Genomic DNA, 25,577 nt, shown 5'->3' with positions numbered 1-25,577 from the left:
TGTCGAATCAGAGCTCTTGGCTCATTTGCTTGAGGAACTGCTGGATCACTTCCTCGTTGCGTTTGAAGAAGTGCCATTGACCGACCTTCTGGCTGGTGATCAGCCCCGCCCGTTGCAACACCGCCAGATGAGCCGACACCGTGGACTGCGACAGGCCGCAACGCTGGTCGATCTGTCCGGCGCAGATGCCGAATTCATGGTTGTGCAACTGTTCGGGGAACTGGACCTTGGGGTCCTTGAGCCAGTTGAGGATGTCTCGCCGTACTGGGTGTGCCAGGGCTTTTATTATTTCGTCGAGGTCGAGGGTCATGGAGGCAGCCGTAGTGAGTAAAACGCTATATCGCGATAAGGCGAACCTTAAATCGTTGCTTCGCGATATACCAATATGGATTCGATCTGAGCAGCGAACAAATCGCTATATCGGGTTATAACGATATGAGCCTGGCGATGCTAAGCTGGCCCCCATGAACTATCTCGCGCACCTGCACCTCGGCGGCCCCGGCCGGGAACAACTGCTCGGCAGTCTCTACGGCGACTTCGTCAAGGGACCGCTGCAAGGGCTGTATGACCCGCGGATCGAAGCAGGGATCGCCTTGCATCGACGCATCGACCAATACACCGACCGCCACCCTTTGGTGGACATCGCCCTGTCGCGGTTTTCCACGGTGCGACGGCGCTATGCCGGGATCGTGCTGGATGTGTTTTTCGACCACTGCCTGGCCCGGGACTGGGCGTTGTACGGTGAAGGGCCGCTGGTGGATTTCACGTCCCGTGTCTACCAGGTACTGCGCACCGAACCGCAACTGCCAGGGCGCCTGGCACAGATCGCGCCGTATATGGCGGCGGATGACTGGCTGGGGTCCTATCAGGAATTCGAAGTGCTGGGGCAGGTACTGCGTGGCATTTCCCGCCGCCTGTCCCGGCCTGAGGAACTGGCTGGGGCGATGAAGGAATTGATCGAGCTCTATGAGCCGCTGAGCGAGGACTTCCAGTTGTTTTACCCGCAGTTGCAGGACTTTGTACAAAACCAGGCCGCGCCCCGGATCTGATTGTGGGAGCGAGCTGGCTGGCGATAGCGGTGCATCAGTCAGCTCGTCTGCTGAATGTTAAGCCGCTATCGTCAGCCAGCTTGCTCCCACAGGGGGGCCGCGCAGAGATCCGGGTCAGGCCGCAATTGCCGCAGGCCGTGTCGGCGCTTGCTGTTTCTCGGGAATCGTTCCGAACAATGCCTTGTGTACCGCCTGTTGCGCCTGGAAAGCCAGGGCCGCGCGTTCCTGGCCTTGGCAGGCGATGGGTTGCAGCAGGTAAATGTGAACGTCGCCCCGATCGTTGGCAAACAAGCGCATCAGGTGCGACAGCAGGTCGTCATCGCCAATGAAAGGGGCCACGGAATCGGGCTCGCCGTTGCGCAGGTAACGGATCGCCACAGGCTGCAGCGCCACCTCGGCATCGATGGCGGCCGATAACAGGCGACCGTGGAAGGTGCGCAGGGACCGCCCGTCGGTGGTGGTCCCTTCCGGGAACATCAGCAATGGGTGGGTCTGTTGCAGGTGACGGGTCATCTGCTTGCGGATCAACTGGCTGTCGCCCGAGCCACGGCGAATGAACAGGCTACCGGCCTTCGCCGCCAGCCAGCCGGCCACCGGCCAGGTGCGCACTTCAGCCTTGGACAGGAATGACATCGGAGTGAGCATGCCCAGCAGCGGGATGTCGGTCCAGGACACGTGGTTGCTGACCCACAGCATCGGCTGTCGCGGCAATTGCCCATGGACGGTCACGGAAAAGGGCAGGGCATTGCTCAGCCGTGCCATGAAGAACCGCGACCAGCGCTGACGACGTACCATGGAGTGGGCAAGCCCCAGGCGCTCGAAAACACCGAACACGCTGGCCATGCCCAGACCCAGCGCCACCACCAGCAGGACGCGCGCGATCCGCGCGTACACCCTTGAGCGGCTCATCAAACCGCTGCCTTGAAGTGGCGGGCGTAGCGTGGGCAGAGGTCATCGCGCTTGAGCAGGATGAACACATCGGCCACCTGGAATTCCTCGTCCCAGCACGGCTCGCCGCAGATCTTCGCACCCAGGCGCATGTAGGCCTTGAGCAACGGCGGCATTTCGGCGATGACATTGGACGGCACGTCCAGGGTCGGCAACGGTTTTTTCGGTACGGCTTGCAGGTGTTCGTTGCACAGGTAGCGCTCGCGCAGGCGTTGCATGATCGCCTGGGCCTGGATGCCGCCGTCCTGCATCGCAATGCTGGCGCAACCCATCAGATAGCTGTAGCCGCCCTCGTTCAGGACTTCGGCCAGTTCCCCCCAGAGCACCGCGATGGTGCCGCCGTTACGGTAGGCCGGGTCGACGCAGGTCCGGCCGATCTCCAGGATCGGGCCCTTGAGATGGACCAGGCCGTGGAGGCTGAATTCTTCTTCGCTGTAGAAGCGTCCCAGGCTACTGGCGGCCTGGTGGTCGAGCAGGCGAGTGGTCGCCACGAGGCGGCCGGTGTTCAGGTCGCGTACGCCGATGTGGGCGCAATGAACATCATAGTCATCCATGTCCAGACCCATTTCCGCGCCCTTGAGCTTGGCGTTGAACTCGCCGCTGAAGACGTTGAAGCGCAGGGCCTGGGCTTCTTGCAAGGCCTGGGCGCCGACCAGGCGTTCGGCTTGCAGGCGGCGTTCATTGCCGGTGTCGCTGATGCGGGCGATCTGAGTCATAGCGAATCTCCGTGCGGGCTGTTCAGTTGCAGCCAGTCGACTTTCTTTATGCAGCCATGTTGTGCAAAGTCAGGCTATGTAGCCCCGGTGTCATCACCATGAAGCTTTGGTGATGCTTATATGACAGCCCTCGAGGAACCTCCCATGCTTTGGCAAACCCTGATCGCACGTGGCGAACGGCTGACTGCCCATTCGGACCTGGCCGAGGGGTACGCGGCGTTGTTGCAACGCCTGGGGCCGGTCACGCCGTTCGAGTTGGCGGTGGCCGGCGCGCGATTGATGGCGACACCGGGACTGGCCTTCCTGGTGGGCTACCAGGCAGCGTTGCGCGCGCTCTGGCCCAGCGCGCCCCACAGCCTCGGCGCGTTGTGCGCCACTGAGCAGCGCAGCCTGCGCCCGGCGGACATGCAGACCCGCCTGGCGGATCTGCGCCTGACTGGACGCAAGGATTTCGTCACCGCCGGGGATGCCGCCGAATGGCTGCTGATTGCCGCTCGCTGCGAAGCGCCGGGTGAAACGCCACGACTGAACCTGGCCGTGGTCTATCCCGGCGAGCCTGGCGTAACCCTGGAAAAACTCCCGGCCATTACCTTGATGCCAGACGTCAGCCATGGCCGCGTCCTGCTCGACGACGCGCTGTGCGAATTGTTGGCGGGGGACGGTTGGGACGCGTACGTCAAGCCGTTTCGCACCTTGGAAGATCTTTACGTGCTCAGTGCCATGACCGCCTGGCTGTATGGCGTGGGGCAGGAATGCGCCTGGCCCCAGGCGTTGCAATTGCGCCTGCTCGCGCTGCTGGCCGGTTGCGCGCAGGTGAGCCTTCACAATCCGTCCAGCGCGTCCGGGCACGTGCTGCTGGGCGGGTTGTTCGCGCAGTTCGACGTGCTTGATGGCGAACTGAATACCGCACTGGCCGCCGGGCCTGCGCCGTGGCGCGAGATGTGGACGCGGGATAAAGCGGTGATGGAGATGGCGGCGGGCGCGCGGGCCAAGCGGTTGGCCAAGGCGTTGGGATAGTCCTCCAGACGACCACCCCTTGTGGGAGCGAGCAAGTTCGCTCCCACAAGGGGGCACACACACTCAAATTGTCATCAAGTCTGCATAGGCTCTGAAGGTTCAATCCTGCGAGCCCCAAGCATGTCCAAAGGCTGGTTCCTGATTCCGTTGCTGATACTCAACCTGAGCGTCCAGGCCGAAGACTGGCCCGGCGAGCAATGGCCAAGTGGCCCGACCCCGAGCGGGCCGGCCATCGAAGCCTTGGAACAATACGCCTTCCCACCCCGGGACGATGCAAACCGTGAGGGCATCCGCACCGATGCGCTGCTGGTGATCCAGGACGGTCGGCTGGTCTACGAACGCTACGCCGGACCGAACACTGCCCAGACCCCGCACCTGACCTGGTCCATCAGTAAAAGCCTGCTGGCGACGGTGTTCGGCGTGGCCTACGGTGAAAAACTGTTTGGCCTGCAAGAGCCGGTCGCCCGGTACTACCCGGCGTTGGGCAAGCACCCGGGCGTGACCCTGGCCGATCTTTTTCACTGGGCCTCGGGCCTGGATTGGCAGGAAGACTACGAATACGCGCCACTCAAGTCCTCCGTGGTGGCGATGCTCTACACCCGCGGACGCCACGACATGGCGGCGTTCACTGCGCAGCATGAAAGTTTCAGTCCGCCGGGGCAGGTATTCCGTTATTCCAGCGGCGACAGCAACCTGCTGGCGGCGGCGTTGAAAAACATTGTCGGGCCGACGCGATACGCCGATTACCCCTGGACGGCGCTGTTCGAACCGTTGGGTATCCGCCAGGCAACCTGGGAAACCGATGCCAGCGGCACCTTCGTCGGTTCGTCCTATGCCTACCTCACGGCGCGGGACCTGGCGCGTGTCGGGTTGTTGATGCAACGGGACGGCCGCTGGGGCGAGCGGCAATTGATTCCCAAGGAGTGGGTTGCGTTCAATCGCGAACCTTTCACCCGGTTCCAGGCTGGCCAGGACGAAGCCGTGCCCGGTGGCCACTGGTGGCTCAATCGCGCCGCCGACCGCTCCCTCCATCCCTGGCCCGACGCGCCACCGGACACTTACGCCGCACTGGGGCATTGGGGGCAGGCCTTGTACATCATTCCCAGCGCCCGGCTGGTCATCGTGCGCTATGGCGATGATCGCGATGGCAGCTATCGCCACAACGAATTGCTCAAGCGAGCCATGGCGGCATTCGCCGAAGGGGTGCGGCCATGAGGCGCAAGTGGCTGTTCACGCTGGTGTCGGTGTTTCTGGTTGCCCTGATGGGCTGGATCTGGCTCGAGCGGGTGGCGCTGCGGGCCTTTCCCGACATCATCAGCGCCTACACCGCCAAGCAATACTGCTCATGCCGCTATGTGATGGAGCAACCGGCGGATTACTGCCGTGGCTATGTGAAACAGTCGGTGCCCATCAGCGACTTTCTCGACACGCCCGAGGACAAACGCGTCGTGGTCGCCGGGCTGGGACGCAGCAATAGCGCGCGGTGGATGGGCGCGCGACAGGGGTGCCGCCTGGAGTGACTCGATAAATCCCCTGGATCATCGGTGTTTCTGGCAGTTGTTGAAACAGACTGTTTGCAACGGCCCTTGGCCCGGTTAAGGTTCGCCACAGGTTTATCTGCCCTCCGAGTGTGTATGTTCAAGCGGTCTTTCTTTCACGCTGTCGCGACCTTGCTGCTGGCCTGCGCCGCGCTGCCGGCCCAGGCCGACTGGTACCTGGACGGCGAATCGTCGCGGCTGTCGTTCATCAGCAGCAAGAACGGCAACGTTTCCGAGGTCCAGCGTTTCCTGGTTCTCCACGGTCAGGTCCAGCCCGATGGCCTGGCTCGCCTGGAGGTGGAACTGGAGTCCATCAACAGCGGCATTCCCCTGCGAGACGAACGCATGCGGGCCGAGCTGTTCGAGATCAAGCAATTTGCCGAAGCCACCGTTACGGCGCGGATCGACCTGGTCCCTATCCAGGACCTGGCCAATGGCGCGCAGTTGGAATTGCGCCTGCCGCTGACAGTGGACCTGCATGGCAAGCAGCATGAATACATCGTCGAACTGCTGGCGACGCGCCTGGATGAACGACGTTTCCAGGTGGTGACCCTGGAGCCGCTGGTGCTCAACGCGGCGGACTTCGACTTGGCGCCGGGCCTGGAAAAGCTGCGCAACCTGGCCGGTCTGTCAGCCATCAGCCTGTCGGTGCCGGTGAATGCGGTGCTGATTTTCACGGCGCGTTGACGTGAGCGGCCCGGTATTTCCCTGGCGTGAGGGCAACAGGTTCGAGCTGTTGATCGACGGTCCGCAGTTTTTTCCGCGCATGCTGGTGGAAATCGCCCGGGCCCAGGAACAGGTCGAGCTGGAGTTGTACCTGGTGGAGGCGGGGGCTTGCGCCGAGGCGATGGTCCAGGCCCTTGTCCAGGCAGCCGAGCGGGGCGTGCGCGTGCGGTGCCTGTTCGATGACTATGGCAGCCTGGCGTTTACCCTGGGCCTGCGCAACCGCCTGCTGGAGGCGGGGGTGGAGCTGCGTTTCTACAATCGCCTGAGCTGGCGCCGCTGGGTGCGCAACCTCTATCGCGATCATCGCAAGCTCCTGCTGGTGGACCAGCGTCTGGCGGTGGTGGGCGGCACCGGGGTGACCGATGAATTCTGGAACCCCCTCGACGACCGCAGCCAATGGCACGAAGTCATGGTGGAGATCGTCGGCCCGCTGGTGCTGGACTGGCAGTTGCTGTTCGACCGCCAGTGGCTCGCCAACCGTCACCGTCGTGCCTGGAAGCCGGCCTCCAACTTCGGCCTGCCGCGATTGCCTCGTGTACCGCCGGTGGGCGAGGGCATGGGCCGGGTGGCCTATGCCGACGCCCGCCAGCACCGGGATATCCTGCAGTCCCTGTCCCGGGCGTTGAACAGCGGGCAGAAACGGATCTGGATGGCGACGCCTTATTTCCTGCCGACCTGGAACGTGCGCCGTTCCCTGCGCAAAGCCGCGGCCCGGGGCATCGACGTGCGGCTGTTGCTTACAGGCCCACGCACCGATCATCCCTCGGTGCGTTACGCCGGGCATCGTTATTACCCGCGCCTGCTCAAGGCCGGGGTGAAGATCTTCGAATATCAGCCCTGTTTCCTGCACCTGAAAATGGTGCTGGTGGATGACTGGGTCAGCATCGGTTCCTGCAATTTCGATCACTGGAACCTGCGCTTCAATCTGGAGGCCAACCTCGAGGCCCTCGATTCGCGACTCAGCGCTGCGGTGGCGGCCAGTTTCGAGCGAGACTTCGCCCAGAGCCAGCAGGTCAGCCTGGACGCCTGGCAGCGTCGGCCGTTGTGGAAGCGCTTCAAGCAACGGTTATGGGGGCTGGTGGATCGGTTGGTGGTCAACCTGTTGGATCGACGCGGCTAGCCCGAACACCCAGATACAACTGTGGGAGCGGGCTTGCTCGCGATGATGCAGTGTCAGCCAATGTCGATGCGGCTGATCTGACGCCATGGCGAGCAAGCTCGCTCCCACAGGGAAAATCAAATTGTTCCGAAGGTCAGAGCAACTCGAAACTCTGCTGCTTCACGTCCTGGGAATCCAGGCCGATCTGCACATTGAACTTGCCCGGCTCCGCCGCGTATTTGAGCTGGGCATTGTAGAACTTCAGGTCGTCTTCGGTGATGGTGAAGTGGATGACCTTTTTCTCACCGGCCTTGAGCATCACCTTCTGGAAGTTCTTCAGTTCCTTCACCGGACGGATGATCGAGCCCGTCACGTCCTGGATATACAGCTGCACCACGGTTTCGCCATCACGCTTGCCGGTGTTCTCCACGGTCACGCTGGCGTCCAGCTTGCCGGTCTTGTTCAGCGTGGTGGAGGACAGGGCCATGTCCGACAGGCTGAATTCGGTGTAGCTCAAACCGTAGCCGAAGGGGTACAGCGGACCGGTGGTGTCGTCGAAGTATTGCGAGGTGTAGTTGCCTGGCTTGCCCGGCGTGAACGGCCGGCCGATGCTCAGATGGTTGTAGTAGGTCGGAATCTGGCCTACCGAGCGTGGGAAGGTGATCGGCAGCTTGCCCGACGGGTTGTAGTCGCCGAACAGTACGTCGGCGATGGCGTTGCCGCCTTCGGTGCCGCTGAACCAGGTCTCCAGGATCGCATCGGCCTGTTGCTTCTCTTCCAGCAGCGACAGCGGACGGCCATTCATCAACACCAGTACCAGCGGCTTGCCGGTGGCCTTCAGGGCCTTGATCAGCTCGCGCTGGCTGGCGGGGATGTTCAGTTCGGTACGGCTCGACGATTCGTGGGACATGCCACGGGACTCGCCCACGGCGGCCACCACCACGTCGGCCTGCCTGGCGGCTTTCACCGCTTCGTCGATCAGCACCTGGGCCGGACGCGGGTCGTCCACCACTTCCGGGGCGTCGAAGTTGAGGAAGTTCAGGTAATCGAGGACCTTCTTGTCGCCAGTGATGTTGGCGCCACGGGCATAGATCAACTTCGATTCACCGCCCAAGGCACGGGCCATGCCGTCGAACACCGTGACCGACTGCGCCGGCCGGCCGGCGGCGGCCCAACTGCCCATCATGTCGATCGGCGCCTTGGCCAGCGGGCCGACCAGGGCGATCTTCGCCGTCTTCTTCAGGGGCAAGGTCTGGTTGCGGTTTTCCAGCAGCACCAGGCTGCGGCGCGCCACGTCACGGGCATCGGCGCGGTGCATGCGGCTTTCGGCATAGGTGTCGGCCGGGTCATCCTCGGCCTTGCCGATGCGCAGGTACGGGTCCTTGAACAGGCCCATGTCGTACTTGGCGGCGAGCACTTCGCGCACGGCGTTGTCGATGTCGCTCTGCTCGATCTCGCCGGCCTTGAGCAGCCCCGGCAGTTCCTTGCCATAGAGCGAGTCGTTCATGCTCATGTCGATGCCGGCCTTGATCGCCAGCTTCGCTGCTTCGCGACCGTCCTTGGCGACACCATGCTTGATCAGCTCGAAGATGGCGCCATGGTCACTGACCGCCAGGCCCTTGAAGCCCCATTCCTTGCGCAGCAGGTCGTGCATCAGCCAGGTGTTGGCCGTGGCCGGTATGCCGTTGATGGAGTTCAGCGCGACCATCACGCCGCCGGCGCCGGCATCGATGGCGGCGCGGTAGGGAGGCAGATAGTCCTGGTACATCTTCACCGGGCTCATGTCCACGGTGTTGTAGTCACGGCCACCTTCCACCGCGCCGTACAAGGCAAAGTGCTTGACGCTGGCCATGATGGCGTCGGCGGCGTTGGCGCCCTTGCCCTGGAAGGCCTTGACCATCACGGCGGCAATGCGCGACACCAGGTAGGTGTCCTCGCCGAAGCCTTCGGAGGTGCGGCCCCAGCGCGGGTCGCGGGAAATGTCCACCATCGGCGCGAAAGTGATGTCCAGGCTGTCGGCCGCTGCTTCCTTGGCGGCGATGCGGCCGGAGCGGTAGATGGCGTCCATGTCCCAGCTCGAGGCCAGGGCCAGGGGAATCGGGAAAATGGTGCGGTGGCCGTGGATCACATCGTAGGCGAAGAACATCGGGATCTTCAGCCGGCTGCGCATGGCCGCGTCCTGCATCGGACGGTTCTCATCGCGAGTGATGGAGTTGAACGTGCCGCCGATGTTACCGGCGGCGATTTCCTTGCGGATCATCTCCCGGGGCATTTCCGGGCCGATGCTGATCAGGCGCAATTGGCCGATCTTTTCCTCTAGGGTCATCTGCTTCATCAGGTCGCTGATGAAGGCATCCTTGTTCTCCATGGGGACTGGCAGGTTGTCGGCCCATACGGATTGACTGGCCAGACTGACAAACAGGCCCAGCAAACACAGCTTCTTCATGAATAGTTTTCTCGCAAGCCTAAAGGGCGGATCAGTACACGCCGGTCAGCCAAAATGTGAGGAGCGGCTATTGTTGTTCGGTCAAATGCAGCACACTTTCGAGCCCGGGGGGCTGAACTTAGTTTCGCACCGCGCATCTTTTAGCCCATCGATCCGTTTCAATCCAGTGCGGCGGCAGATTATGCCCCAGCGCCGATGGGATAGGTGGCCGTGTTTTTACCAATGCAATCAAGCAAGGGAGAGCTTCATCCGATGAATCCAAGACTGAACCACCGCGGCGGCCTGCAGATGCTCGCCCTGATGCTGTGCACCCTGCTGCTGGCCGGTTGCGGCATCAACAATATCCCGACCCTGGACGAGCAGGCCAAGGCGGCCTGGGGCCAGGTGCAGAACCAGTACCAGCGCCGTGCGGACCTGATTCCCAACCTGGTGGAGACCGTCAAGGGCTATGCCCAGCATGAGCAGGAAACCCTGACGGCGGTGATCGAGGCGCGCGCCAAGGCCACCTCGATCCAGGTGGATGCCAGCACCCTGGACAACCCGGAAAAACTCAAGCAGTTCCAGCAGGCCCAGGACCAGTTGAGCGGGGCGTTGAGCCGCTTGATGGTGGTCTCCGAACGTTACCCGGACCTCAAGGCCAACCAGAACTTCCTGGCGCTGCAATCGCAACTCGAAGGGACCGAGAACCGCATCGCCGTGGCCCGCCGTGACTTCATCCTGGCGGTGCAGAAGTACAACACCGAGATCCGGACCTTCCCGGGTCGCCTGTGGCACAGCGTGCTGTACAGCGACCTGCCGGTGCGTGAAACCTTCGAAGCCACCAGCCCCGGTGCCGAGAAAGCGCCGCAAGTGAAATTTTAATGAAGCCGCTACAGGCCTCGAGCTACAAGCTGCAAGCATCGGTCCTGGGCACTGCGCTTGCCCATGGCTTGAAGCTGGCCGCTCGCAGCTGCGCCTTTGTGCTGTTGCTCTGGGTGTTCGCAGTCACGGCCCAGGCCGAATTGAAGTTTCCGCAGTTGACCGGCCGGGTAGTGGATACCGCCGGGCTGCTCGAGCCTGCGGTACGCCAGCAACTGGAGGCGCAGCTCAAGGCGCACGAGCAGGCCACCGGCGAGCAGGTAGTGGTGGTCACGCTGGCGAACCTGCAAGGCGCCAGCATCGAAGACTTCGGCTATCAATTGGGTCGCCACTGGGGCATCGGGCAAAAGGACAAGAATAACGGCGCACTGCTGATCGTCGCCCGGGATGACCGTAAACTGCGGATCGAAGTGGGCTACGGCCTGGAAGATCGGCTGACCGATGCCCAGAGTTCGGTGATCATCAACCAGGTGATCACACCGGCCTTCAAGACCGGCAATTTCAACAAAGGCATCAGTGACGGCGTGGCGGCGATGCTGGTGGTACTGGGCGGCAACCCCTTGGATGAGCCGGCAGCGGCGTATGACGCAGGGGCGCAGGAGGGTGATTTCGTCCAGCGCCATCCCGGGTTGTTCGTGTTGCTGGTGATGCTGTTCATCATCACGGTCATGGTCTGCCAGGTACTGGGTATCCTGCCCGCCAGCGGTGGCGGCTCCAGCGGTTCCAGCCGCGGCGGCGGTGGTTTCGGCGGTGGAGGCGGTGGCGGCTTCAGCGGCGGCGGTGGCAGTTTCGGTGGCGGCGGTTCGTCGGGCGGCTGGTGACAATAAAAATGAGCAGGCATTTCTGACCATGGCATTACTGACTGAACACGAACAACGCAAGGTGGCCGAGGCCATCGCCCGGGTCGAGCGCGATACCGATGCCGAACTGGTCACGGTGCTCGCCGCCCGTGCCGACGACTACGCCTATATCCCGCTGCTGTGGGCCAGTCTGCTGGCGTTGGTGGTGCCTGGGGTGGTGCATTATCTTTCGGGCTGGTTGACCATGCACAGCCTGTTGCTGGTGCAATGGGCCAGCTTCATCGTGCTGTGCCTGCTGTTTCGTATTCCCAGGATCACCACCCACCTGATTCCCCGCTCGGTGCGCCATTGGCGCGCCTCCAACCTGGCTCGCCGGCAGTTTCTCGAACAGAACCTGCACCACACCGTGGGAAGCACGGGGATGCTGATCTTCGTCTGCGAGGCCGAGCGGTACGTGGAGATCCTGGTGGACGAGGGCATTTCCAGCCGTCTCGACAACAAGCACTGGGAGTCGATTGTCGCGGCCTTCACCCAGCAGGTTCGTCAGGGACAAACCCTGCAGGGCTTCATAACCTGCATCCAGGCCTGCGGCGAATTGCTCAAGGAGCACGTGCCGGTGACTCACGAACGCAATGAATTGCCCAACCGCCTGGTGGTCCTGGGCTGAGGCTTTTGGCATCGCCGCTGCGGCGAGCACCCTCGTCGCGGGGAGTTTCCCGGCCATGACGGCTGGCCGGCCAACGCCAAGGGCACCGATGGATTTCGCACCACTGGGGAAATTCCTCGTGCCCTCGCACCCCATCCCCCCCTAAAATACCCGCCATTCCCGATCCGCCCCGCCCCGAGGCCGCTTTTCCATGTCTGTCACCGCAACTCCCGCCCGTCCCGCGGCGGACCACCACGCCCAGTTCATCGAGTTGCTGCAGGCCAGCCTCGAACAGAACGCTTTCATCAAGCTGGTGCTGGCCCGGTATGTCGGCGACGAAGCAGACCTTCAGCGGCTGATCATCAAGCAAACGACCGTCAAGGAGCAGCCTTGCCTGTCGTTCGTCTATCGCTACAAGACCCGTGACATCACCAAGAACTTCCCGCTGGCCGAAGGCGTGGCGACCATCGCCGGGCTGTTGCCGGCGTCGTTCCGCAATGCCCATCTGCTGGCGGTGACCGACGAGGCGCAGCTGGAGTACAGCAAAAAGGGCAAGCCTTCGTTGTTCAGGAGCAAGCCCCAGCAATTGCGGGAAGTGCCCTCGGTGGAGCACAACCGCGAGAAGAACCGGTTTCTCGATCTGAGCCGGCCATTCCTGGCTGACCTGGGTGTGACCAACCACAAGCACGAGCTGATTCCGGCGATGTCGCGCAAGTGGAAGCAGATCAACAAGTTCATCGAAGTCTTCAGCCACGCGCTGACGTCCTCGCCGCTGGCCCTGGACAAGCCGGTACGGGTTTCGGACTTCGGTTCGGGCAAGGGCTACCTGACCTTCGCCATTCATGACTACCTGCGCAACACTCTGCAGGCCGAAGGCCTGGTGACCGGAGTCGAGCTGCGCGAGGACATGGTTCGGCTGTGCAACGAAGCCGCCGCGCGCTTGGAGCATCCGGGCCTGACCTTCCAGCACGGCGACGTGCGCAGCGTGGCCCCCAGTGCAGTGGACGTGATGATCGCCTTGCACGCCTGCGACATCGCCACCGATTACGCGATCCACATGGGCATTCGCTCGGGCGCTTCGATCATCATGTGCTCGCCGTGCTGCCACAAGCAGATTCGCTTGCAGATCCAGAGCCCGGCGTTGCTCAAACCGATGCTGCAATATGGCTTGCACCTCGGCCAGCAGGCGGAGATGGTCACCGACAGCTTGCGGGCGCTGCTGCTGGAAGCCTGTGGCTACGAGACCAAGGTGTTCGAGTTCATCTCCCTGGAACATACCAACAAGAACAAGATGATCCTGGCGGTCAAGCGCCCCGGGCCGGTGGAGCCCAAGGAGCTGTTGGCCAAGATCGAAGAACTCAAGGCGTTCTATCGCATCACCGAGCATTGCCTCGAAACCCTGCTGCGGGCCGACGGCTACCTCGCCTGACCGGCCATCGGCTGTTGCTGCGGGGGCGAGCTCCCACAGTGGGTCCGCCTGGCGTGCAACCCGTCAGTCAATGACCCGAGTTTTCCTCCCATTCCGGTACGGCGGACTACCTTTAATGCGTGCCCATCCACGCATTCCCAAGGAGCCCAATCATGGCCGCGAAGAAAATCCTGATACTGGTCGGCGACTACGTCGAAGATTATGAAGTGATGGTGCCGTTCCAGGCCTTGCAGATGGTCGGCCACACCGTGCACGCGGTGTGTCCGGACAAAACCGCGGGCCAGACCGTGCGCACGGCTATCCATGACTTCGAAGGCGACCAGACCTATAGCGAAAAGCCCGGCCACCGGTTCGCCTTGAACCATGATTTCGCTGGTGTCGAGGCGGCTGACTACGATGCCCTGCTGATCCCTGGCGGTCGCGCGCCCGAATACCTGCGTCTGAACGAGAAAGTCTTGCAGCTGGTGCGAGATTTCGACCTGGCGGGCAAGCCGATCGCGGCGGTCTGCCACGGGGCGCAACTGCTGGCGGCGGCGGGGATCCTCGAAGGGCGGGAATGCAGCGCCTACCCGGCCTGTGCTCCAGAAGTACGCCTGGCGGGAGGGACCTATATCGATATTGCGGTGACGGAAGGTCACGTACAGGGCAATCTCGCCACCGCGCCGGCCTGGCCGGCTCATCCGAACTGGCTGGCGGGATTCCTGACGCTGCTGGGCACGGCCATTACGCTGTAGGGCGTTACGTACCCGGCCTGGCGGAACAAGCGCAGCGGGTCTTTACTGTCTGGGCAATCAACCCAGCCCAAGGGGAACGAACATGTCCGGATGGTACGAAATCAGCAAGACCAGCAGTGGCCAGTTTCGCTTTGTGCTCAAGGCAGCCAATGCCGAGACCATCCTGACCAGCGAGCTGTATGCTTCTCGCAGCGGTGCCGATGGCGGTATCGCCGCGGTGCAGAAAAACAGCCCGCTGGCCGAACGCTATGAGCTCAAGAACACGAAGGACGGTCATCCGTACTTCAATCTCAAGGCTGCCAACCATGAAGTGATCGGCAGCAGCGAGGCTTATTCATCGGACGCCGCCCGGGACAAAGGCATCGCCAGCGTCAAGGCCAACGGCCCCACCACCGTCATCAAGGACAAGACGCTGGCGGCGCTTTGACAGCAAACCCATGGATGCCGGTCCCGTGGCGAGGGGATCTGTCCCCGTTGGGGCGCGCAGCAGCCCTCAAACATGACAACCTGGTCTGTCAGGTGAACCGAATGTTTGGCTTTTGGGGGCGCTGCGCACTCAACGGGGACAAATCCCCTCGCCACAGTCCATCGTGTCTCCGATCCCAAAAGAGTCCTGTCCAATGCCGACTGCCTAAATCTCCACCGGCACCGACAGTTTCGGATCGCCCAGCGGATGGCTCTTGGCGTCGAAGAACCGCAACGCCACCTCCAGTCCCTGGAACAACTTGGCGTAGTGACGCTTCTGGTGCTGGATGAACGCCTGGCTGCGGGGATAGATCGCAATGGCCATGGTCCTGGGGCTGGCCTGGCGCAAGGCCTGGACGATGTGCCGGTCCTGCTCGCCCAGGGCATGGCCGAACAGGCACAGGTTGTCGCTGTGGTGCAGCAACTGGTCATAGCCGAACGACAGGTAGTCGGAACTGCGGATCGTCCTGAGTTTGTCCTCGCTGGGCCCTTCATTGACGAACAGCGGTACGTCGTCGAGGGTCTTGAGGGTGTTGTTGATGGCGAAGTTGCCCAGCAGCGTGCCCTCGGTGGAGGTGAGCCTGCGCGCGGTGCCGTCCTGGTTGCGCACCAGGTGCAGGCCGCCGTGCAGGTAGAGCAGGCGCGTCTTGTCCGAGCAGGCGTGGTTCAGGTCGAAACGTTGATCGTCGCCGCTGAACAGATCGGTGAGGGTGCCTGGTTCATGCTGCAGCGCCCAGTGGTTGAGCAGGTCATAGTTGGTGGTGAATACCGTGCGGTAGCGACTCAGCTCTCGGTTCAACGTTGCCAGGGTTGCCGGCTGCACCAGCCGCCAGGGGATGTGCACGGCGTGCACGGTGTTGATCAGCGCTTCCTTGATCGCGTAGTAGCGATTGCGCGGGGCGGCGGAGCTGACGGCCAGGGCCTTGTTGATCCGGCTGGTGGTTTTCAGCGCACCGAGCACCTGCTCGAAGCTGCGCGTCTGCATTGCGTCGAACACGCTCAGTTCCGACGGGCTCAGGGGCTTTTCCTCGACCGTGCGGGCGTTCTCGAACAGCGAGTCATAGCCAAAGTCGTCCCATATGGCGCGGCTGGCACCGTTACCCACCAACAGGCCGCTGAAAGCGGTGTTGGCGCGCAAGGCCTCCCAATCTTCGAGCCGGGCGTCATATTCCTGGAAATCGGTCATTGCGAAGCTCATCCAAAACGTGGCAAAGGCAGGGCGCGACTTTATCACGACAGACTCTTGAGCCAGATCAAGGAATGCCGTGACCGCTCGGTCAATCCTGTAGGCACGCCGATCCGGCTTCCCCAGGAGCATGTTCCCATGAGCAGCACTTTCTTCATCCCAGCCGTGAATGTCATGGGGCTGGGCTGCCTCGACGAGGCCATGACCGCCATCCGCAACTATGGTTTTCGCAAGGCGTTGATTGTCACCGATGCCGGGCTTGCCAAGGCCGGCGTTGCCGACAAGGTGGCGGGACTACTGGCCGCACAGGACATCGATTCGGTCGTTTTCGATGGCGCAAAACCCAACCCGAGCATCGCCAACGTCGTGCAGGGGTTGGGCCTGCTGAAAGAAACCCGGTGCGATTTCGTGGTTTCGCTGGGTGGTGGTTCGCCTCACGACTGCGCCAAGGGCATCGCCCTGTGTGCCACCAATGGCGGGCAGATCGGTGACTACGAAGGCGTCGACCGTTCGAGCAAGCCGCAATTGCCGCTGATCGCCATCAATACCACTGCCGGCACCGCCAGTGAGATGACGCGCTTCTGCATCATTACGGACGAATCGCGCCATGTGAAAATGGCGATTGTCGATCGCAATGTGACACCGCTCATGTCGGTCAACGACCCGGCGTTGATGGTGGCGATGCCCAAGGGCCTGACTGCCGCCACGGGCATGGATGCGTTGACCCATGCCGTGGAGGCCTACGTGTCCACCGCCGCGACCCCGATTACCGATGCCTGCGCCCTGAAAGCCGTCACCCTGATCAGCAACAACCTGCGCCTGGCGGTGCGCGACGGCAATGACCTGGCGGCACGGGAGAACATGGCTTACGCACAGTTCCTCGCCGGGATGGCCTTCAACAATGCATCGCTGGGGTTCGTGCATGCGATGGCGCATCAGCTGGGCGGCTTCTATGACTTGCCGCACGGGGTATGCAACGCCGTGCTGTTGCCACACGTGCAGGCATTCAACGCCTCGGTGTGCGCCGACAGGCTGGCCGATGTGGGCCGCGCCATGGGCGTCGATCTGCCTGGATCCAGCCCGGAGGAGGGCGCGCAGGCCGCCATTGCGGCGATTCGTGCCTTGGCCAGCGACGTGGACATTCCCGCAGGCCTGCGGGAGTTGGGTGTACGCCTCAATGATGTGCCGGTGCTGGCCGCCAACGCCCTGAAGGACGCCTGCGGCTTGACCAATCCGCGAGCAGCGGACCAGCGGCAAATCGAGGAAATTTTCCGCACCGCGTTCTAGGCTGTGTCTGAAAAGTCTTGAGACGAAGGTCAGGCGAGGCCGTTTTCAACGCAGCATGAACGAGTATCAAGGCTTTTCTTGCAGGGCCTGACGGGGTTGGGGCGGCAAGGATCTGGCACACAGCATTGCCGCCATCGCCAGCAACGTACACAACGCTGCCAACGGCCAGGCCTGCTCGCTCAACAGCAGGCTGGCCATGGCGCCAATCAACGATGCCATCCATTGATGCAGAAAGCCGCTCAACGCCATGGCATAGGCGCCCGGTATCGGTGAACCCTCATTGGCCAGGGACAGGCTGATGGGGTAGTTCAGCGACTGGCCGAACACGGCGAAGCAGTACGGCAGCCAGAAGAGCACCGCCACGCTGCCCAGGCTGAGGCTGGCCGCCAGCATGGTCGCGCTGCCGCCCAGTACCAGGGCGATACCCCAGCCCATCAGCCGTCGCTGGCCGATGCGCAATACGCAGGCATTGACCACCAATGCGCCGAGCAAGTACGCCGCGCTGATGGGCCAGCCCAGCAGGCCGTACTCGATCGCCGACCAGTGAAAGCTGTCACGCAGGATCAGCGGCGCGGCAGTGTTGAAGGCAATGATCACACCGTAACCCAACCCACCCGCCAGGGCGGGCAGGAGAAAGCCAGGGTGCTTCAGGATCTGCCCATACACGCGCCACGCCGGTTGACCGTTTTTCTCCTCCGCCAGCCTCGGGAACCTGGCCCGGGACACGGCTGCGGCCATTACCAGGCTGGCAGCGCCGAGCCCCTGGAAGATCGCCGCCCAGCCGAAAGCGGCCTGGATCAGGGAGCCGAGGTATTGGCCGATACCGAGGGCGATCACAAAGGCGATGGACAACCACGCCAGGGACTTGGCCAGCAGGTCGCCGCTGAAGCTGTCCCGGATCAACACCCTCGCCATCACCGAAATGCCGCTGGCCCCGATGCCCTGGATCAGCCTGAAGGCCAGGAACGCTTCCACGCCGGTTCCCAGGGGCAGGGCCAGGTTGGCCAGCCCGTATAGCGCCAACGCCGCCAGCAACACCGGCTTGCGCCCCAACCCCTGGCTCAGGCTGCCCCAGGCCAGCATGGGCAGTGCCATGCCGATCAGGTACACCGGCAGTCCCCAGGACACCCGTGAAGCATCGTCGCCCAGGTCCCGGGCCATGTCAGGCAAGGCCGGCAAGTAGATGCTCATGCCCAGTTGGGCCAGGAACACCGTGGTGCAGGTGACGATCAGGGTTGTACGGTTCTTCATCAGTGGCCTGTACGGTTGATTTGAGTGCACGAATGAGCCGCACAGGCTACCCGTTTTCGTTCAGGGGCGGATTTCACGCCCGTGAGCTTTCAGCAGGTCGGTCATCTGTTCGCAGAACGACCGGATCACCCCTGGCTCCATGTCGGCCCGCAGGGTGATACGTATCGCGGCCTTGTTCTGCGGCACGACAGGGAAGAACACCGCCGAGGTGAAATACCCAAGCTCGGCCAGTTCCACCGCCAGCCGATTGGCCAGGGCTGCTTCGCCGCACGGTATCAGGCGGATCGCCATGGGATTGCCGTACTGTTCGGTGCGGATAAGGCTGTCGAACAGTCGGATATTAGCCTGCAAGCGCTCCTGCAAGGAGCCCAGCTCTCGGCTGCGATGCAGGCGGATCGAGGCCATGCCGGCGCCGATGGCCGCTGCGTTCAGGCTCTGCGACCAGTTGCTGGGGCCACCGTAGCGCTGCACCAGCGCCTTGTGCCTTTCACTGCCGAACATCGCCAGGCCCCCGCTGGCCCCGAAGGATTTGGCCAGGGAAGCGACGATCAGGGTGCGTTCGTCCACGGTGGGAAGGCGCGAGCGGACCAGGCCGGCGCCGCATTGGCCCACGGTGGACAGCGCGTGGGAGTCGTCCAGGTACAGGAACAGGCCGTAGCGCTGCTTGAGATATAACAGGCTATCGAGGTCCGCCATCCCGCCCATGCTGTAGGCACCATCGGTCACATAGGCCACGTTGCGTTGACGCTTGCACAGGTCCTCGATGAAATCCATGTCGTTATGGGGGCAGGTGAGGACCTGGGTTTCATCGGCGCAAGCAGTCTTGAAGTGGTTCATCGAATAGTGGGCATGCTTGTCGAATATCATGACCGGCGGCCTGTTGTCGGTGAGCACGCCACTGGCCAGCAATGGCAGGATTCCCGCACTGGCCGCGCTGCAGGACAGGGCACTCAGGCAACTGGCACCGAACAGCTCCGACAACTGGGCCTCGTATCGGGCCAGGATCGCCAGCTTGCAGCGGTTCTTCGAGTTGGCGACCCGCAGGGTGCCGGTTTCCCACAACGCGGTCATGGCGCCGTCAAGCAATGCGGGGTGGTAATCCAGGCCCAGGTAGGAGGTCGTGCAGAAATGATGAAAGGTGCGACCGTACTGGTCGACCAGGACGTTGGGTGTCTTGACCTCGACGTTGAGTCCCGAGATCTTCCCGATTTCGGCGTTCTGCCAATCCTGGTCCGCCAGGGCAATGACCTTGCGGTAGTTGGTGAAACGATGGGTCGGCTGCGTGGTCTGGTTCATGGCGCGATTACATTCCTTGGTTGAGGGGTTCTGTCCGTGGGGTGTTTCGATATCTGTGTGTTTCCGGACTTTACAGACCACTGCCCAAGGCTTTGAATCGGCCGTTTCCGGCGTCTTTGAGGGGGGCTGGAGAGTTCTGTGTAGGACGTTGCCTATGAACGTGGACGAGGAATTCCCTGGTTAAGTGGGAGCTCGTTACAATGTTTGTCGATGCCCCGGAGCCGCTGCGTTGGGGGGTGTGTACAGCGTCCTCTCTTGTCCATTTCTTTCGCAAGGTTCCTGTCGATGCTTTCAGGCCTCAACCATCTGACCCTCGCGGTCACCGAGCTGGACCGAAGCGTGGGCTTTTATCGCGACCTGTTGCAGTTTCGTCTCGAGGCGCGCTGGGACAGCGGGGCCTATCTGTCTGTGCCGGGCTTGTGGTTGTGCCTGTCTCTCGACCCATTACGCACGACCGGGCCGGCGGCGGATTACACCCATTACGCGTTCAGCCTGGCGGCCGAGGGTTTCCCGCGTCTGGTGGCGCGGCTCAAGGCGGCCGGGGTCGCATCGTGGCGGGACAATCGCAGCGAAGGCGATTCGTTCTATTTCCTGGACCCGGACGGGCACAAGCTCGAACTTCATGTGGGCGACCTGGCGTCGCGTCTGAAGGCCTGTCGGCAGGCGCCTTACGCCGGCATGGAGTTCTTCACGGTGCCGTGACAAGGCCTTCTGTCGGGGAAAGATGGCTTAACGCAATCATTTTTCCGGAGGGCCTGAATGACTGCGCTATCCTCATCATATATTGCGCGCCGGATCATCGGATTCGCACATGACTGCATTCTCCGGATGGCGTTCAGCTCCATGGATACCCCTAATGCCACGCCGCTGGCCAGTTACCTCGACCTCCTGCTGGACGCTGTGTGCGCCGTAGACGCCCATGGTCGGTTCGTGTTCGTCAGTGCCGCCTGTGAGCGCATTTTCGGCTATACACCCCGGGAACTGATCGGTCGGTCCATGATCGAGCTGGTACACCCCGACGACCGCCAGCGAACCCTCGACGCCGCGCGGGAAATCATGGGGGGAGACCCCAAGTTCAACTTCGAGAACCGTTACCTGCGCAAGGACGGTCGGGTGGCGCACATTCTCTGGTCGGCACGCTGGTCGTCACAGGACCAACTGCGGATCGCCGTGGCGCGGGACATCACCGAGCGCAAGCAGGCCGAGTCCCGGCAGGCGGCGCTGTATGCGATCTCCGAAGCGGCCCATGCCGCGGCGGATCTGCTGGGGTTGTTCAAGCGCATTCACCTGATCATCGGTGAGTGGCTGCCGGCGCTGAATTTCTCGGTAGCGCTGTACGACGAGCAATGTGCCCAGCTGGATTTCGCTTATCACGTCGACGGCCGGGAAGGGCAGCCCGAGTTGCCGGATACGGTGACCGGGCGGTTGTGCGCAGAAGTGATTCGCAGCGGCCAGCCGATCCTGCTGACCTCTGATCGCGACTCGCTGCCATCGGGTTTGCGTGACCTGGCGACACAGCCGGGCGCACCCTGTTGGCTGGGTGTGCCGCTCAATGCCCAGAACGGCACGATCGGGGCGCTGATCGTCAAGAGCGCCCAGGACGACGAGCGCTATACCGAGCAGGACAAGGAGCTGCTGCAATATGTCTGTGCGCAGCTCACCATCGCCATCGAACGCCAGCGCCTGCATGCCCGCTTGCAGCGCATGGCGCAATACGATCAGTTGACCCAGATACCCAACCGCGAATTGCTGCGTGAACGGTTCAAGGCTGCGCTGGCCAGCGCCCGTGCGGTGTCGGGACGCATGGCCTTGCTGTATATCGACCTGGATCGGTTCAAGCAGGTCAATGACACTTTCGGCCACGGTGTGGGCGATCTGCTGCTGCAAGCGGTGGCCAGCCGACTGCAGGGCTGCATCCGTGAGAGCGATACCGTGGCGCGCATTGGCGGCGACGAGTTCGTGGTGCTGCTCCATAGCATCCAGGCCCTGGACGATGCGCGCCGTGTCCAGGAAAAGATCCGTCATGCACTGAGCCAGCCGCTGCGCCTGGACGGACACAGCCTGAGCATCGAGCCCAGTATCGGCGTGGCCTGTTTTCCAGACCATGGCAGTGAAGACGTGGCCCTGTTCCGCCACGCCGACGAGGCGATGTACGCTGCCAAGCGCCACAATCACAAGGCCCTCGGCCTCTGACCCGGTGTCACCGTTCGTCGTGACGCCGTCGGCTTCGGCAAAACCTTCCAGTCCGTTTTCCTTTCGAATGTCAGGCGAGCAGTGCTCGTGACATCCATGTATCTGGAGGGCCGGACCATGCCAGGTTCACGAAGCAATTATCCGGGAAACATCGTTCACGATCGAACGAAGGTGTCTGAAGCGGGTCGCAAAAGTGGGAGAACCACCATCATGAGCGTCGATAAGCACCCGTCAAAAGTCGAAATCGGCCGCAAGCCGGGTCAGACGTCTCGCTGAATGTCACCGGTGGTTCTGATTCAGAGGCAGGAAAACCTGCCGGGACTTCTACTTCGAGGAGGGCGCGACCATGAGCCGGATTGCCACCTTTTTACGCACCAGCAGTCTTGTCGTGCTGATGGGCCTGGGTGCCAACAGTGCCTGGGCCCAATCGCCGACCGAATTCATCAACGATGCCTCAGCCAAAGGCATGGCCGACATCGAGGCCAGCCGCATGGCCCACGGAAAAGCCGAATCCAGGGAGGTCAAGGATTACACCATCATGGTGATCAACGACCGCACCACGGCCAACCAGCACCTGGCCAAGATTGCGAAAAAACTCGACCTGCCCGTCGAGCCCAGGGAAGCGGTGGCCGAGAAGGCCAAGACCCTGATACCGCAAGTCCAGGAAGGCGAGTCGTTCGAGGCGGCCTACGCCGCCAGCCAGGTCAAGGCCACCGAGGAAGCCATCGCGCAGATCCAACAGGAGGCCCAGACCACCAACGTGCCGGAGATCAAGGCGTTCGCCGACGAGACCTTGCCCAAGTTGCAGACCCATCTGGAAATGGCCAGGGCGCTCCAGGCCAGCCGCTGATCCAAGGCTTGACTCATATTCAAGGCCGGGGCGATTACGTCCCGGTTCACCTTGCCCGCAGAAAGGAGAACCTCGATGTCCACACGCCGAGAACCCAATCAATATGCGATGCAGAACCCGTTGACCCAGTATCCTCGCCCGCCTTTCCCTGACCAGCCCCAATCACCGCCGGGTATCGACCAGGACATGGTGCCCAAGCCGGATCATGGCGAGAAAAGCTATCAAGGATTCGGCCGCCTGGAGGGCCGCAAAGCCCTGGTTACCGGCGCCGATTCAGGTATCGGTCGTGCGGCGGCCATCGCCTATGCACGGGAAGGTGCCGACGTCGCGATCAATTACCTGCCCAGTGAAGAGCGTGATGCCCGGCAAGTCATCGAACTGATCGAAGCCGAGGGCCGCAAGGCCATTGCGATTCCTGGCGATCTCAAGGACGAGGCATTCTGCGTCCAACTGGTGAAAAGCGCCCATGAGCAACTGGGAGGACTGGACATCCTGGTCAATGTGGCCGGCAAACAGGAAGCGCAGAAAGACATCGCCGACATCACCACCGCTCAGTTCGACGACACCATGAAAACCAACATCTATGCGATGTTCTGGCTTTGCAAGACCGCGGTGCCGCTGATGCCGGCCGGAGCGACCATCATTAATACCGCGTCGATCCAATCCTACGATCCGTCGGCGACATTACTGGATTACGCCACCACCAAGGCGGCCATCGTGGCGTTCACCAAGGCGCTGGCTGGCCAGGTCATCGGCAAGGGCATCCGGGTCAACGCCGTGGCACCGGGGCCGATCTGGACCGTGTTGCAGCCCAGTGGCGGGCAGCCCCGGGAGAAAATACCGACCTTCGGTTCCCAGGTCCCGATGAAGCGTCCCGGCCAGCCGGCCGAATGCGCGCCGCTCTACGTGTTGCTGGCTTCCCAGGAGTCGAGCTATATCACCGGCGAAGTGTTCGGTGTGACAGGCGGTAATCCGCTGCCCTGAGGCACGATAGGCTGCGCGGGTGAGAGGTTGTCTCGCTCGCGCAGTCACGCCTTCAGCATTGATTCAGGTCCACCTTGTTCTGCTCCTCAAGACCCTCCAGGTTTTTCGCCTCGCCCTGTCCCATGGCCTGGTAGTGCTTGCGCAGTGCCTCCAGTTGCTTGAGGTCCAGGGATTCGAGGCCAAGCATCGCGTTCTGCGCCTCTTTGGTCGCCCGCAGTAACTCGTCGACCTTCAGGTGCAGGATGTCGGTATCGCGGTTTTGCGTGTTCTGGATGAGGAATACCATCAGGAAGGTAATGATCGTCGTCGATGTATTGATGATCAGTTGCCACGTATCGTTGAACTTGAAGAAAGGCCCGCTGATAGCCCAGAGCGCCAACAATACGAGGGCTCCCAGGAATGTCTTTGGGCTCCCCGCCCACAGGGACAGTTTCTGAGCGATTTTTGCGAAGGTCATTGCTGTGTTCCTTGTAGGATTCACCTGTCTGGTGTGACAGCAACGAAACGGTGAAAATTCTACTTACATTCTTCCCCGTGACGGCCTGCGGACGTTCATCGCTCAGGGCGAAAAATGGCGCAACCATCGCGATGTTCAAGGGTCATTGTTTAAACCCATCCCCTGGAGTAAGCCATGAACCTCGCACGCACTTTCTGCCTCGCCTGCTGCCTGCTTGCCTTGCAAGGCTGCTTCGACAATTCGGACAACGAGACCAAGGACAACACCGACGGCTCCAAGTCTTCGGTGCAGATGCAGGAGTCCGGTTCCGAGAAGAAATAACGAATGTGCTCGCAGACATGATCGATGTACAAATATCGAACAAAAAAAAACCGGCCCTGGGAGGCCGGTTTTTTTGTATCTCCAGTCATTGAATGACGTGAGATCGGAATCTGATTGGAGCGGGTGAAGGGAATCGAACCCTCGTTATCAGCTTGGGAAGCTGGAGTAATGCCATTATACGACACCCGCTCAGAGCGGCTGACTTTGTACCAGAAGTGGGCGTGGATTTGAAGTTTTTCTTTACCGGCGGTGACGTCGCTTGCCTGCGCAGGCCTTCGGCCAGTGCGGTCGTTGGCGAGCAGGCCCCGCTATCGAGGGGCTTGCCCGCCAAGACTCGGTTTCAGATGGCCAGCGCATGGTGGTCCTGCACGTAGTTGTAGCGCGACCGGATTTCATAGCGGCTGGGCTGGAGGAAGTTCAGCAGGGCGTCGCGGCTGTCGCGGCAGGCGGCCTTGTGTTCCATGTCCAGGAAGTGCCCCGTGGCTTGTACCGTGCTGAAGCTGCTGTCCTGCACATGTCGAGCGAACAGCCTCGCGTCGTTGGCGGTGGTGTATTCGTCCCATTCGCCATTGAGAAACAGCACCGGCACGTTGATTTTCTTCGCCGCATCGACGTAGCACGCCAGATCGCTGTGGAGCACTTCGTTGATATGAAAATGCATCTGGGTGTATTCATGCTCGGCCAGGCTGCTGACATGGCGATAGTTGAAGCGCTTGAACAATGGCGGTAGATGCTTGCCGATGGTGTTGTTCACCAGATGGCCCACACGGTCGCCGTCCAGGTGGCTGAGGTAGTCGACGCCACGTTCCAGGTAATCGCGCATCGGTGCGTTGAGCACGGGAGAGAACGAGCTGATCACGGCCTTTTCGATGCGCCGTGGGCGCTGGGCCAAGGCGTTCAGCGCGGCGGTTCCTCCCCAGGAAAACGACAGCACATGCTCGGCGGCGAAGTGGTCGATCAGTTCCAGGAGAATCTGCCCTTCATCCTCCTTCGTCAGCATTTTTTCGTGCCGGTTGTGGGGTTTGGACTTGCCTGCGTAGGGCTGGTCGTACAGGACGACGTTGAATTGCGGATGCAGGTTCTTGACGGTCTGGGCAAACGACGCGGTGGTGGCCAGCGAGCCGTTGACCAGGATGATGGTCTTTTGCGCGGCGTCTGCGCGATAGAACTCCGTGTAAACCCGATACTGACCTTGTATATCCAGCACAGCGATTTCTGGCCTCATGTCATCAGACTCCTGGCAAGCGGGTATGCGCGCAATGAGATTGCACGGGCAATGTG

27 protein-coding genes and 1 tRNA gene are annotated in these 25,577 nt (G+C 62.0%); 18 read left to right on the top strand and 10 right to left on the bottom strand.

The window, feature by feature from the left end; all coding sequences use genetic code 11:
* Positions 1-7: 7 nt before the first annotated feature.
* Entirely contained in the window at positions 8-310 is a 303-nt protein-coding gene (locus BLP99_RS21895; protein WP_003198672.1) for an ArsR/SmtB family transcription factor, read from the bottom strand.
* Positions 311-464: 154 nt separating this feature from the next.
* On the opposite strand from BLP99_RS21895, the gene BLP99_RS21890 reads away from it, so the two are divergent.
* Positions 465-1,049, top strand: a complete 585-nt coding sequence (locus BLP99_RS21890; protein ID WP_072399238.1) for an acyl carrier protein phosphodiesterase — start codon at positions 465-467, stop codon at positions 1,047-1,049.
* A 114-nt stretch (positions 1,050-1,163) separates the two neighbouring features.
* Here BLP99_RS21890 and BLP99_RS21885 read toward each other — a convergent pair whose 3' ends face one another.
* Both BLP99_RS21885 and olsB read right to left on the bottom strand, forming a co-directional pair.
* Positions 1,164-1,958, bottom strand: coding sequence for a lysophospholipid acyltransferase family protein (locus BLP99_RS21885; RefSeq protein WP_092181712.1), 795 nt, complete (start codon positions 1,956-1,958; stop codon positions 1,164-1,166).
* Positions 1,958-2,713, bottom strand: coding sequence for an L-ornithine N(alpha)-acyltransferase (gene olsB / locus BLP99_RS21880; protein ID WP_072399234.1), 756 nt, complete (start codon positions 2,711-2,713; stop codon positions 1,958-1,960). Before olsB ends, BLP99_RS21885 begins: the two co-directional genes overlap by 1 nt.
* 144 nt (positions 2,714-2,857) lie before the next feature.
* Between olsB and BLP99_RS21875 the strand changes: the two genes are divergently transcribed.
* The 5 genes from BLP99_RS21875 to BLP99_RS21855 all read left to right on the top strand — a co-directional run bounded on the left by BLP99_RS21875 (position 2,858) and on the right by BLP99_RS21855 (position 7,114).
* A complete protein-coding gene (locus BLP99_RS21875; protein WP_072431901.1) occupies positions 2,858-3,730 on the top strand; it encodes an acyl-CoA dehydrogenase middle domain-containing protein in 873 nt (290 codons plus the stop codon).
* A 120-nt stretch (positions 3,731-3,850) separates the two neighbouring features.
* Positions 3,851-4,945, top strand: coding sequence for a serine hydrolase domain-containing protein (locus tag BLP99_RS21870; protein ID WP_072431902.1), 1,095 nt, complete (start codon positions 3,851-3,853; stop codon positions 4,943-4,945).
* Positions 4,942-5,250, top strand: a complete 309-nt coding sequence (locus BLP99_RS21865; protein ID WP_072399228.1) for an amidase — start codon at positions 4,942-4,944, stop codon at positions 5,248-5,250. Before BLP99_RS21870 ends, BLP99_RS21865 begins: the two co-directional genes overlap by 4 nt.
* A gap of 114 nt (positions 5,251-5,364) precedes the next feature.
* Positions 5,365-5,955 (top strand): YceI family protein, encoded by a 591-nt coding sequence (locus BLP99_RS21860; protein ID WP_092181709.1) that lies wholly within the window; start codon positions 5,365-5,367, stop codon positions 5,953-5,955.
* Position 5,956: 1 nt separating this feature from the next.
* Entirely contained in the window at positions 5,957-7,114 is a 1,158-nt protein-coding gene (locus BLP99_RS21855) for a phospholipase D-like domain-containing protein (protein ID WP_072399224.1), read from the top strand.
* Positions 7,115-7,247: 133 nt separating this feature from the next.
* On the opposite strand, the gene bglX is transcribed toward BLP99_RS21855, so the two are convergent.
* Complete coding sequence (bglX, locus tag BLP99_RS21850) at positions 7,248-9,539, bottom strand: beta-glucosidase BglX (protein ID WP_072399223.1); 2,292 nt, start codon at positions 9,537-9,539, stop codon at positions 7,248-7,250.
* A gap of 252 nt (positions 9,540-9,791) precedes the next feature.
* Between bglX and BLP99_RS21845 the strand changes: the two genes are divergently transcribed.
* The 6 genes from BLP99_RS21845 to BLP99_RS21820 all read left to right on the top strand — a co-directional run bounded on the left by BLP99_RS21845 (position 9,792) and on the right by BLP99_RS21820 (position 14,433).
* Positions 9,792-10,400, top strand: a complete 609-nt coding sequence (locus BLP99_RS21845; protein ID WP_072399221.1) for a LemA family protein — start codon at positions 9,792-9,794, stop codon at positions 10,398-10,400.
* Positions 10,400-11,218 (top strand): TPM domain-containing protein, encoded by an 819-nt coding sequence (locus BLP99_RS21840; RefSeq protein ID WP_083532854.1) that lies wholly within the window; start codon positions 10,400-10,402, stop codon positions 11,216-11,218. The genes BLP99_RS21845 and BLP99_RS21840 overlap by 1 nt, the downstream gene beginning before the upstream one ends.
* A 28-nt stretch (positions 11,219-11,246) precedes the next feature.
* Positions 11,247-11,864: a TPM domain-containing protein gene (locus tag BLP99_RS21835; RefSeq protein WP_072399219.1), complete on the top strand. Its 618-nt coding sequence runs from the start codon at positions 11,247-11,249 to the stop codon at positions 11,862-11,864.
* A gap of 190 nt (positions 11,865-12,054) precedes the next feature.
* Positions 12,055-13,272 (top strand): class I SAM-dependent methyltransferase, encoded by a 1,218-nt coding sequence (locus BLP99_RS21830; protein ID WP_072399217.1) that lies wholly within the window; start codon positions 12,055-12,057, stop codon positions 13,270-13,272.
* Positions 13,273-13,421: 149 nt separating this feature from the next.
* Entirely contained in the window at positions 13,422-14,006 is a 585-nt protein-coding gene (locus tag BLP99_RS21825; RefSeq protein ID WP_176776519.1) for a DJ-1/PfpI family protein, read from the top strand.
* An 82-nt stretch (positions 14,007-14,088) separates the two neighbouring features.
* The gene (locus tag BLP99_RS21820; RefSeq protein WP_072399214.1) at positions 14,089-14,433 is read left to right on the top strand and encodes a YegP family protein; all 345 of its coding nucleotides are present in this window, start codon (positions 14,089-14,091) and stop codon (positions 14,431-14,433) included.
* Positions 14,434-14,637: 204 nt separating this feature from the next.
* Here BLP99_RS21820 and BLP99_RS21815 read toward each other — a convergent pair whose 3' ends face one another.
* The gene (locus tag BLP99_RS21815; protein WP_072459297.1) at positions 14,638-15,657 is read right to left on the bottom strand and encodes a DUF4917 family protein; all 1,020 of its coding nucleotides are present in this window, start codon (positions 15,655-15,657) and stop codon (positions 14,638-14,640) included.
* Between the two features lie 138 nt (positions 15,658-15,795).
* Between BLP99_RS21815 and yiaY the strand changes: the two genes are divergently transcribed.
* Complete coding sequence (gene yiaY, locus BLP99_RS21810; protein ID WP_072459296.1) at positions 15,796-16,944, top strand: L-threonine dehydrogenase; 1,149 nt, start codon at positions 15,796-15,798, stop codon at positions 16,942-16,944.
* Positions 16,945-17,010: 66 nt separating this feature from the next.
* Here the strand turns inward: yiaY and BLP99_RS21805 are convergent, their stop codons facing one another.
* Positions 17,011-18,195, bottom strand: a complete 1,185-nt coding sequence (locus tag BLP99_RS21805) for an MFS transporter (RefSeq protein ID WP_072459295.1) — start codon at positions 18,193-18,195, stop codon at positions 17,011-17,013.
* A gap of 60 nt (positions 18,196-18,255) precedes the next feature.
* The gene (locus BLP99_RS21800; protein ID WP_072399207.1) at positions 18,256-19,491 is read right to left on the bottom strand and encodes an aminotransferase class I/II-fold pyridoxal phosphate-dependent enzyme; all 1,236 of its coding nucleotides are present in this window, start codon (positions 19,489-19,491) and stop codon (positions 18,256-18,258) included.
* Between the two features lie 285 nt (positions 19,492-19,776).
* Between BLP99_RS21800 and fos the strand changes: the two genes are divergently transcribed.
* The 4 genes from fos to BLP99_RS21775 all read left to right on the top strand — a co-directional run bounded on the left by fos (position 19,777) and on the right by BLP99_RS21775 (position 23,518).
* Complete coding sequence (gene fos / locus BLP99_RS21795) at positions 19,777-20,193, top strand: fosfomycin resistance glutathione transferase (protein ID WP_072459293.1); 417 nt, start codon at positions 19,777-19,779, stop codon at positions 20,191-20,193.
* Positions 20,194-20,334: 141 nt separating this feature from the next.
* Entirely contained in the window at positions 20,335-21,684 is a 1,350-nt protein-coding gene (locus BLP99_RS21790; RefSeq protein WP_072431932.1) for a sensor domain-containing protein, read from the top strand.
* Between the two features lie 346 nt (positions 21,685-22,030).
* A complete protein-coding gene (locus tag BLP99_RS21780) occupies positions 22,031-22,534 on the top strand; it encodes a DUF4142 domain-containing protein (protein WP_072459292.1) in 504 nt (167 codons plus the stop codon).
* A gap of 75 nt (positions 22,535-22,609) precedes the next feature.
* The gene (locus BLP99_RS21775; RefSeq protein ID WP_072459291.1) at positions 22,610-23,518 is read left to right on the top strand and encodes an SDR family oxidoreductase; all 909 of its coding nucleotides are present in this window, start codon (positions 22,610-22,612) and stop codon (positions 23,516-23,518) included.
* A gap of 52 nt (positions 23,519-23,570) precedes the next feature.
* Here BLP99_RS21775 and BLP99_RS21770 read toward each other — a convergent pair whose 3' ends face one another.
* On the bottom strand, positions 23,571-23,975 hold the full coding sequence (locus BLP99_RS21770; protein WP_072399197.1) for a low affinity iron permease family protein: 405 nt from the start codon (positions 23,973-23,975) through the stop codon (positions 23,571-23,573).
* Between the two features lie 174 nt (positions 23,976-24,149).
* Here BLP99_RS21770 and BLP99_RS26445 point away from each other — a divergent pair, with 174 nt between their 5' ends.
* On the top strand, positions 24,150-24,296 hold the full coding sequence (locus BLP99_RS26445) for a hypothetical protein (protein ID WP_165887740.1): 147 nt from the start codon (positions 24,150-24,152) through the stop codon (positions 24,294-24,296).
* A 115-nt stretch (positions 24,297-24,411) separates the two neighbouring features.
* Here BLP99_RS26445 and BLP99_RS21765 read toward each other — a convergent pair.
* Together BLP99_RS21765 and BLP99_RS21760 are read right to left on the bottom strand one after the other, a co-directional pair.
* Positions 24,412-24,485: transfer RNA gene (locus tag BLP99_RS21765), tRNA-Gly, on the bottom strand.
* Between the two features lie 151 nt (positions 24,486-24,636).
* Positions 24,637-25,521, bottom strand: a complete 885-nt coding sequence (locus BLP99_RS21760) for an alpha/beta fold hydrolase (RefSeq protein WP_092181704.1) — start codon at positions 25,519-25,521, stop codon at positions 24,637-24,639.
* Positions 25,522-25,577 lie beyond the last annotated feature (56 nt).

Source organism: Pseudomonas sp. NFACC32-1 (assembly GCF_900101215.1).
In the GTDB taxonomy this organism is placed as follows: domain Bacteria; phylum Pseudomonadota; class Gammaproteobacteria; order Pseudomonadales; family Pseudomonadaceae; genus Aquipseudomonas.
This window is presented reverse-complemented; position numbering and strand designations above follow the sequence as displayed.

Excerpts from the sequence above, each read along its gene's own strand:
- BLP99_RS21895 (WP_003198672.1), bottom strand. The coding sequence starts at position 310 with ATGACCCTCGACCTCGACGAAATAATAAAAGCCCTGGCACACCCAGTA.
- BLP99_RS21890 (WP_072399238.1), top strand. The coding sequence starts at position 465 with ATGAACTATCTCGCGCACCTGCACCTCGGCGGCCCCGGCCGGGAACAA.
- BLP99_RS21885 (WP_092181712.1), bottom strand. The coding sequence starts at position 1,958 with ATGAGCCGCTCAAGGGTGTACGCGCGGATCGCGCGCGTCCTGCTGGTG.
- olsB (WP_072399234.1), bottom strand. The coding sequence starts at position 2,713 with ATGACTCAGATCGCCCGCATCAGCGACACCGGCAATGAACGCCGCCTG.
- BLP99_RS21875 (WP_072431901.1), top strand. The coding sequence starts at position 2,858 with ATGCTTTGGCAAACCCTGATCGCACGTGGCGAACGGCTGACTGCCCAT.
- BLP99_RS21870 (WP_072431902.1), top strand. The coding sequence starts at position 3,851 with ATGTCCAAAGGCTGGTTCCTGATTCCGTTGCTGATACTCAACCTGAGC.
- BLP99_RS21865 (WP_072399228.1), top strand. The coding sequence starts at position 4,942 with ATGAGGCGCAAGTGGCTGTTCACGCTGGTGTCGGTGTTTCTGGTTGCC.
- BLP99_RS21860 (WP_092181709.1), top strand. The coding sequence starts at position 5,365 with ATGTTCAAGCGGTCTTTCTTTCACGCTGTCGCGACCTTGCTGCTGGCC.
- bglX (WP_072399223.1), bottom strand. The coding sequence starts at position 9,539 with ATGAAGAAGCTGTGTTTGCTGGGCCTGTTTGTCAGTCTGGCCAGTCAA.
- BLP99_RS21845 (WP_072399221.1), top strand. The coding sequence starts at position 9,792 with ATGAATCCAAGACTGAACCACCGCGGCGGCCTGCAGATGCTCGCCCTG.
- BLP99_RS21840 (WP_083532854.1), top strand. The coding sequence starts at position 10,400 with ATGAAGCCGCTACAGGCCTCGAGCTACAAGCTGCAAGCATCGGTCCTG.
- BLP99_RS21835 (WP_072399219.1), top strand. The coding sequence starts at position 11,247 with ATGGCATTACTGACTGAACACGAACAACGCAAGGTGGCCGAGGCCATC.
- BLP99_RS21830 (WP_072399217.1), top strand. The coding sequence starts at position 12,055 with ATGTCTGTCACCGCAACTCCCGCCCGTCCCGCGGCGGACCACCACGCC.
- BLP99_RS21820 (WP_072399214.1), top strand. The coding sequence starts at position 14,089 with ATGTCCGGATGGTACGAAATCAGCAAGACCAGCAGTGGCCAGTTTCGC.
- BLP99_RS21815 (WP_072459297.1), bottom strand. The coding sequence starts at position 15,657 with ATGACCGATTTCCAGGAATATGACGCCCGGCTCGAAGATTGGGAGGCC.
- yiaY (WP_072459296.1), top strand. The coding sequence starts at position 15,796 with ATGAGCAGCACTTTCTTCATCCCAGCCGTGAATGTCATGGGGCTGGGC.
- BLP99_RS21805 (WP_072459295.1), bottom strand. The coding sequence starts at position 18,195 with ATGAAGAACCGTACAACCCTGATCGTCACCTGCACCACGGTGTTCCTG.
- BLP99_RS21800 (WP_072399207.1), bottom strand. The coding sequence starts at position 19,491 with ATGAACCAGACCACGCAGCCGACCCATCGTTTCACCAACTACCGCAAG.
- fos (WP_072459293.1), top strand. The coding sequence starts at position 19,777 with ATGCTTTCAGGCCTCAACCATCTGACCCTCGCGGTCACCGAGCTGGAC.
- BLP99_RS21790 (WP_072431932.1), top strand. The coding sequence starts at position 20,335 with ATGGATACCCCTAATGCCACGCCGCTGGCCAGTTACCTCGACCTCCTG.
- BLP99_RS21780 (WP_072459292.1), top strand. The coding sequence starts at position 22,031 with ATGAGCCGGATTGCCACCTTTTTACGCACCAGCAGTCTTGTCGTGCTG.
- BLP99_RS21775 (WP_072459291.1), top strand. The coding sequence starts at position 22,610 with ATGTCCACACGCCGAGAACCCAATCAATATGCGATGCAGAACCCGTTG.
- BLP99_RS21770 (WP_072399197.1), bottom strand. The coding sequence starts at position 23,975 with ATGACCTTCGCAAAAATCGCTCAGAAACTGTCCCTGTGGGCGGGGAGC.
- BLP99_RS26445 (WP_165887740.1), top strand. The coding sequence starts at position 24,150 with ATGAACCTCGCACGCACTTTCTGCCTCGCCTGCTGCCTGCTTGCCTTG.
- BLP99_RS21760 (WP_092181704.1), bottom strand. The coding sequence starts at position 25,521 with ATGAGGCCAGAAATCGCTGTGCTGGATATACAAGGTCAGTATCGGGTT.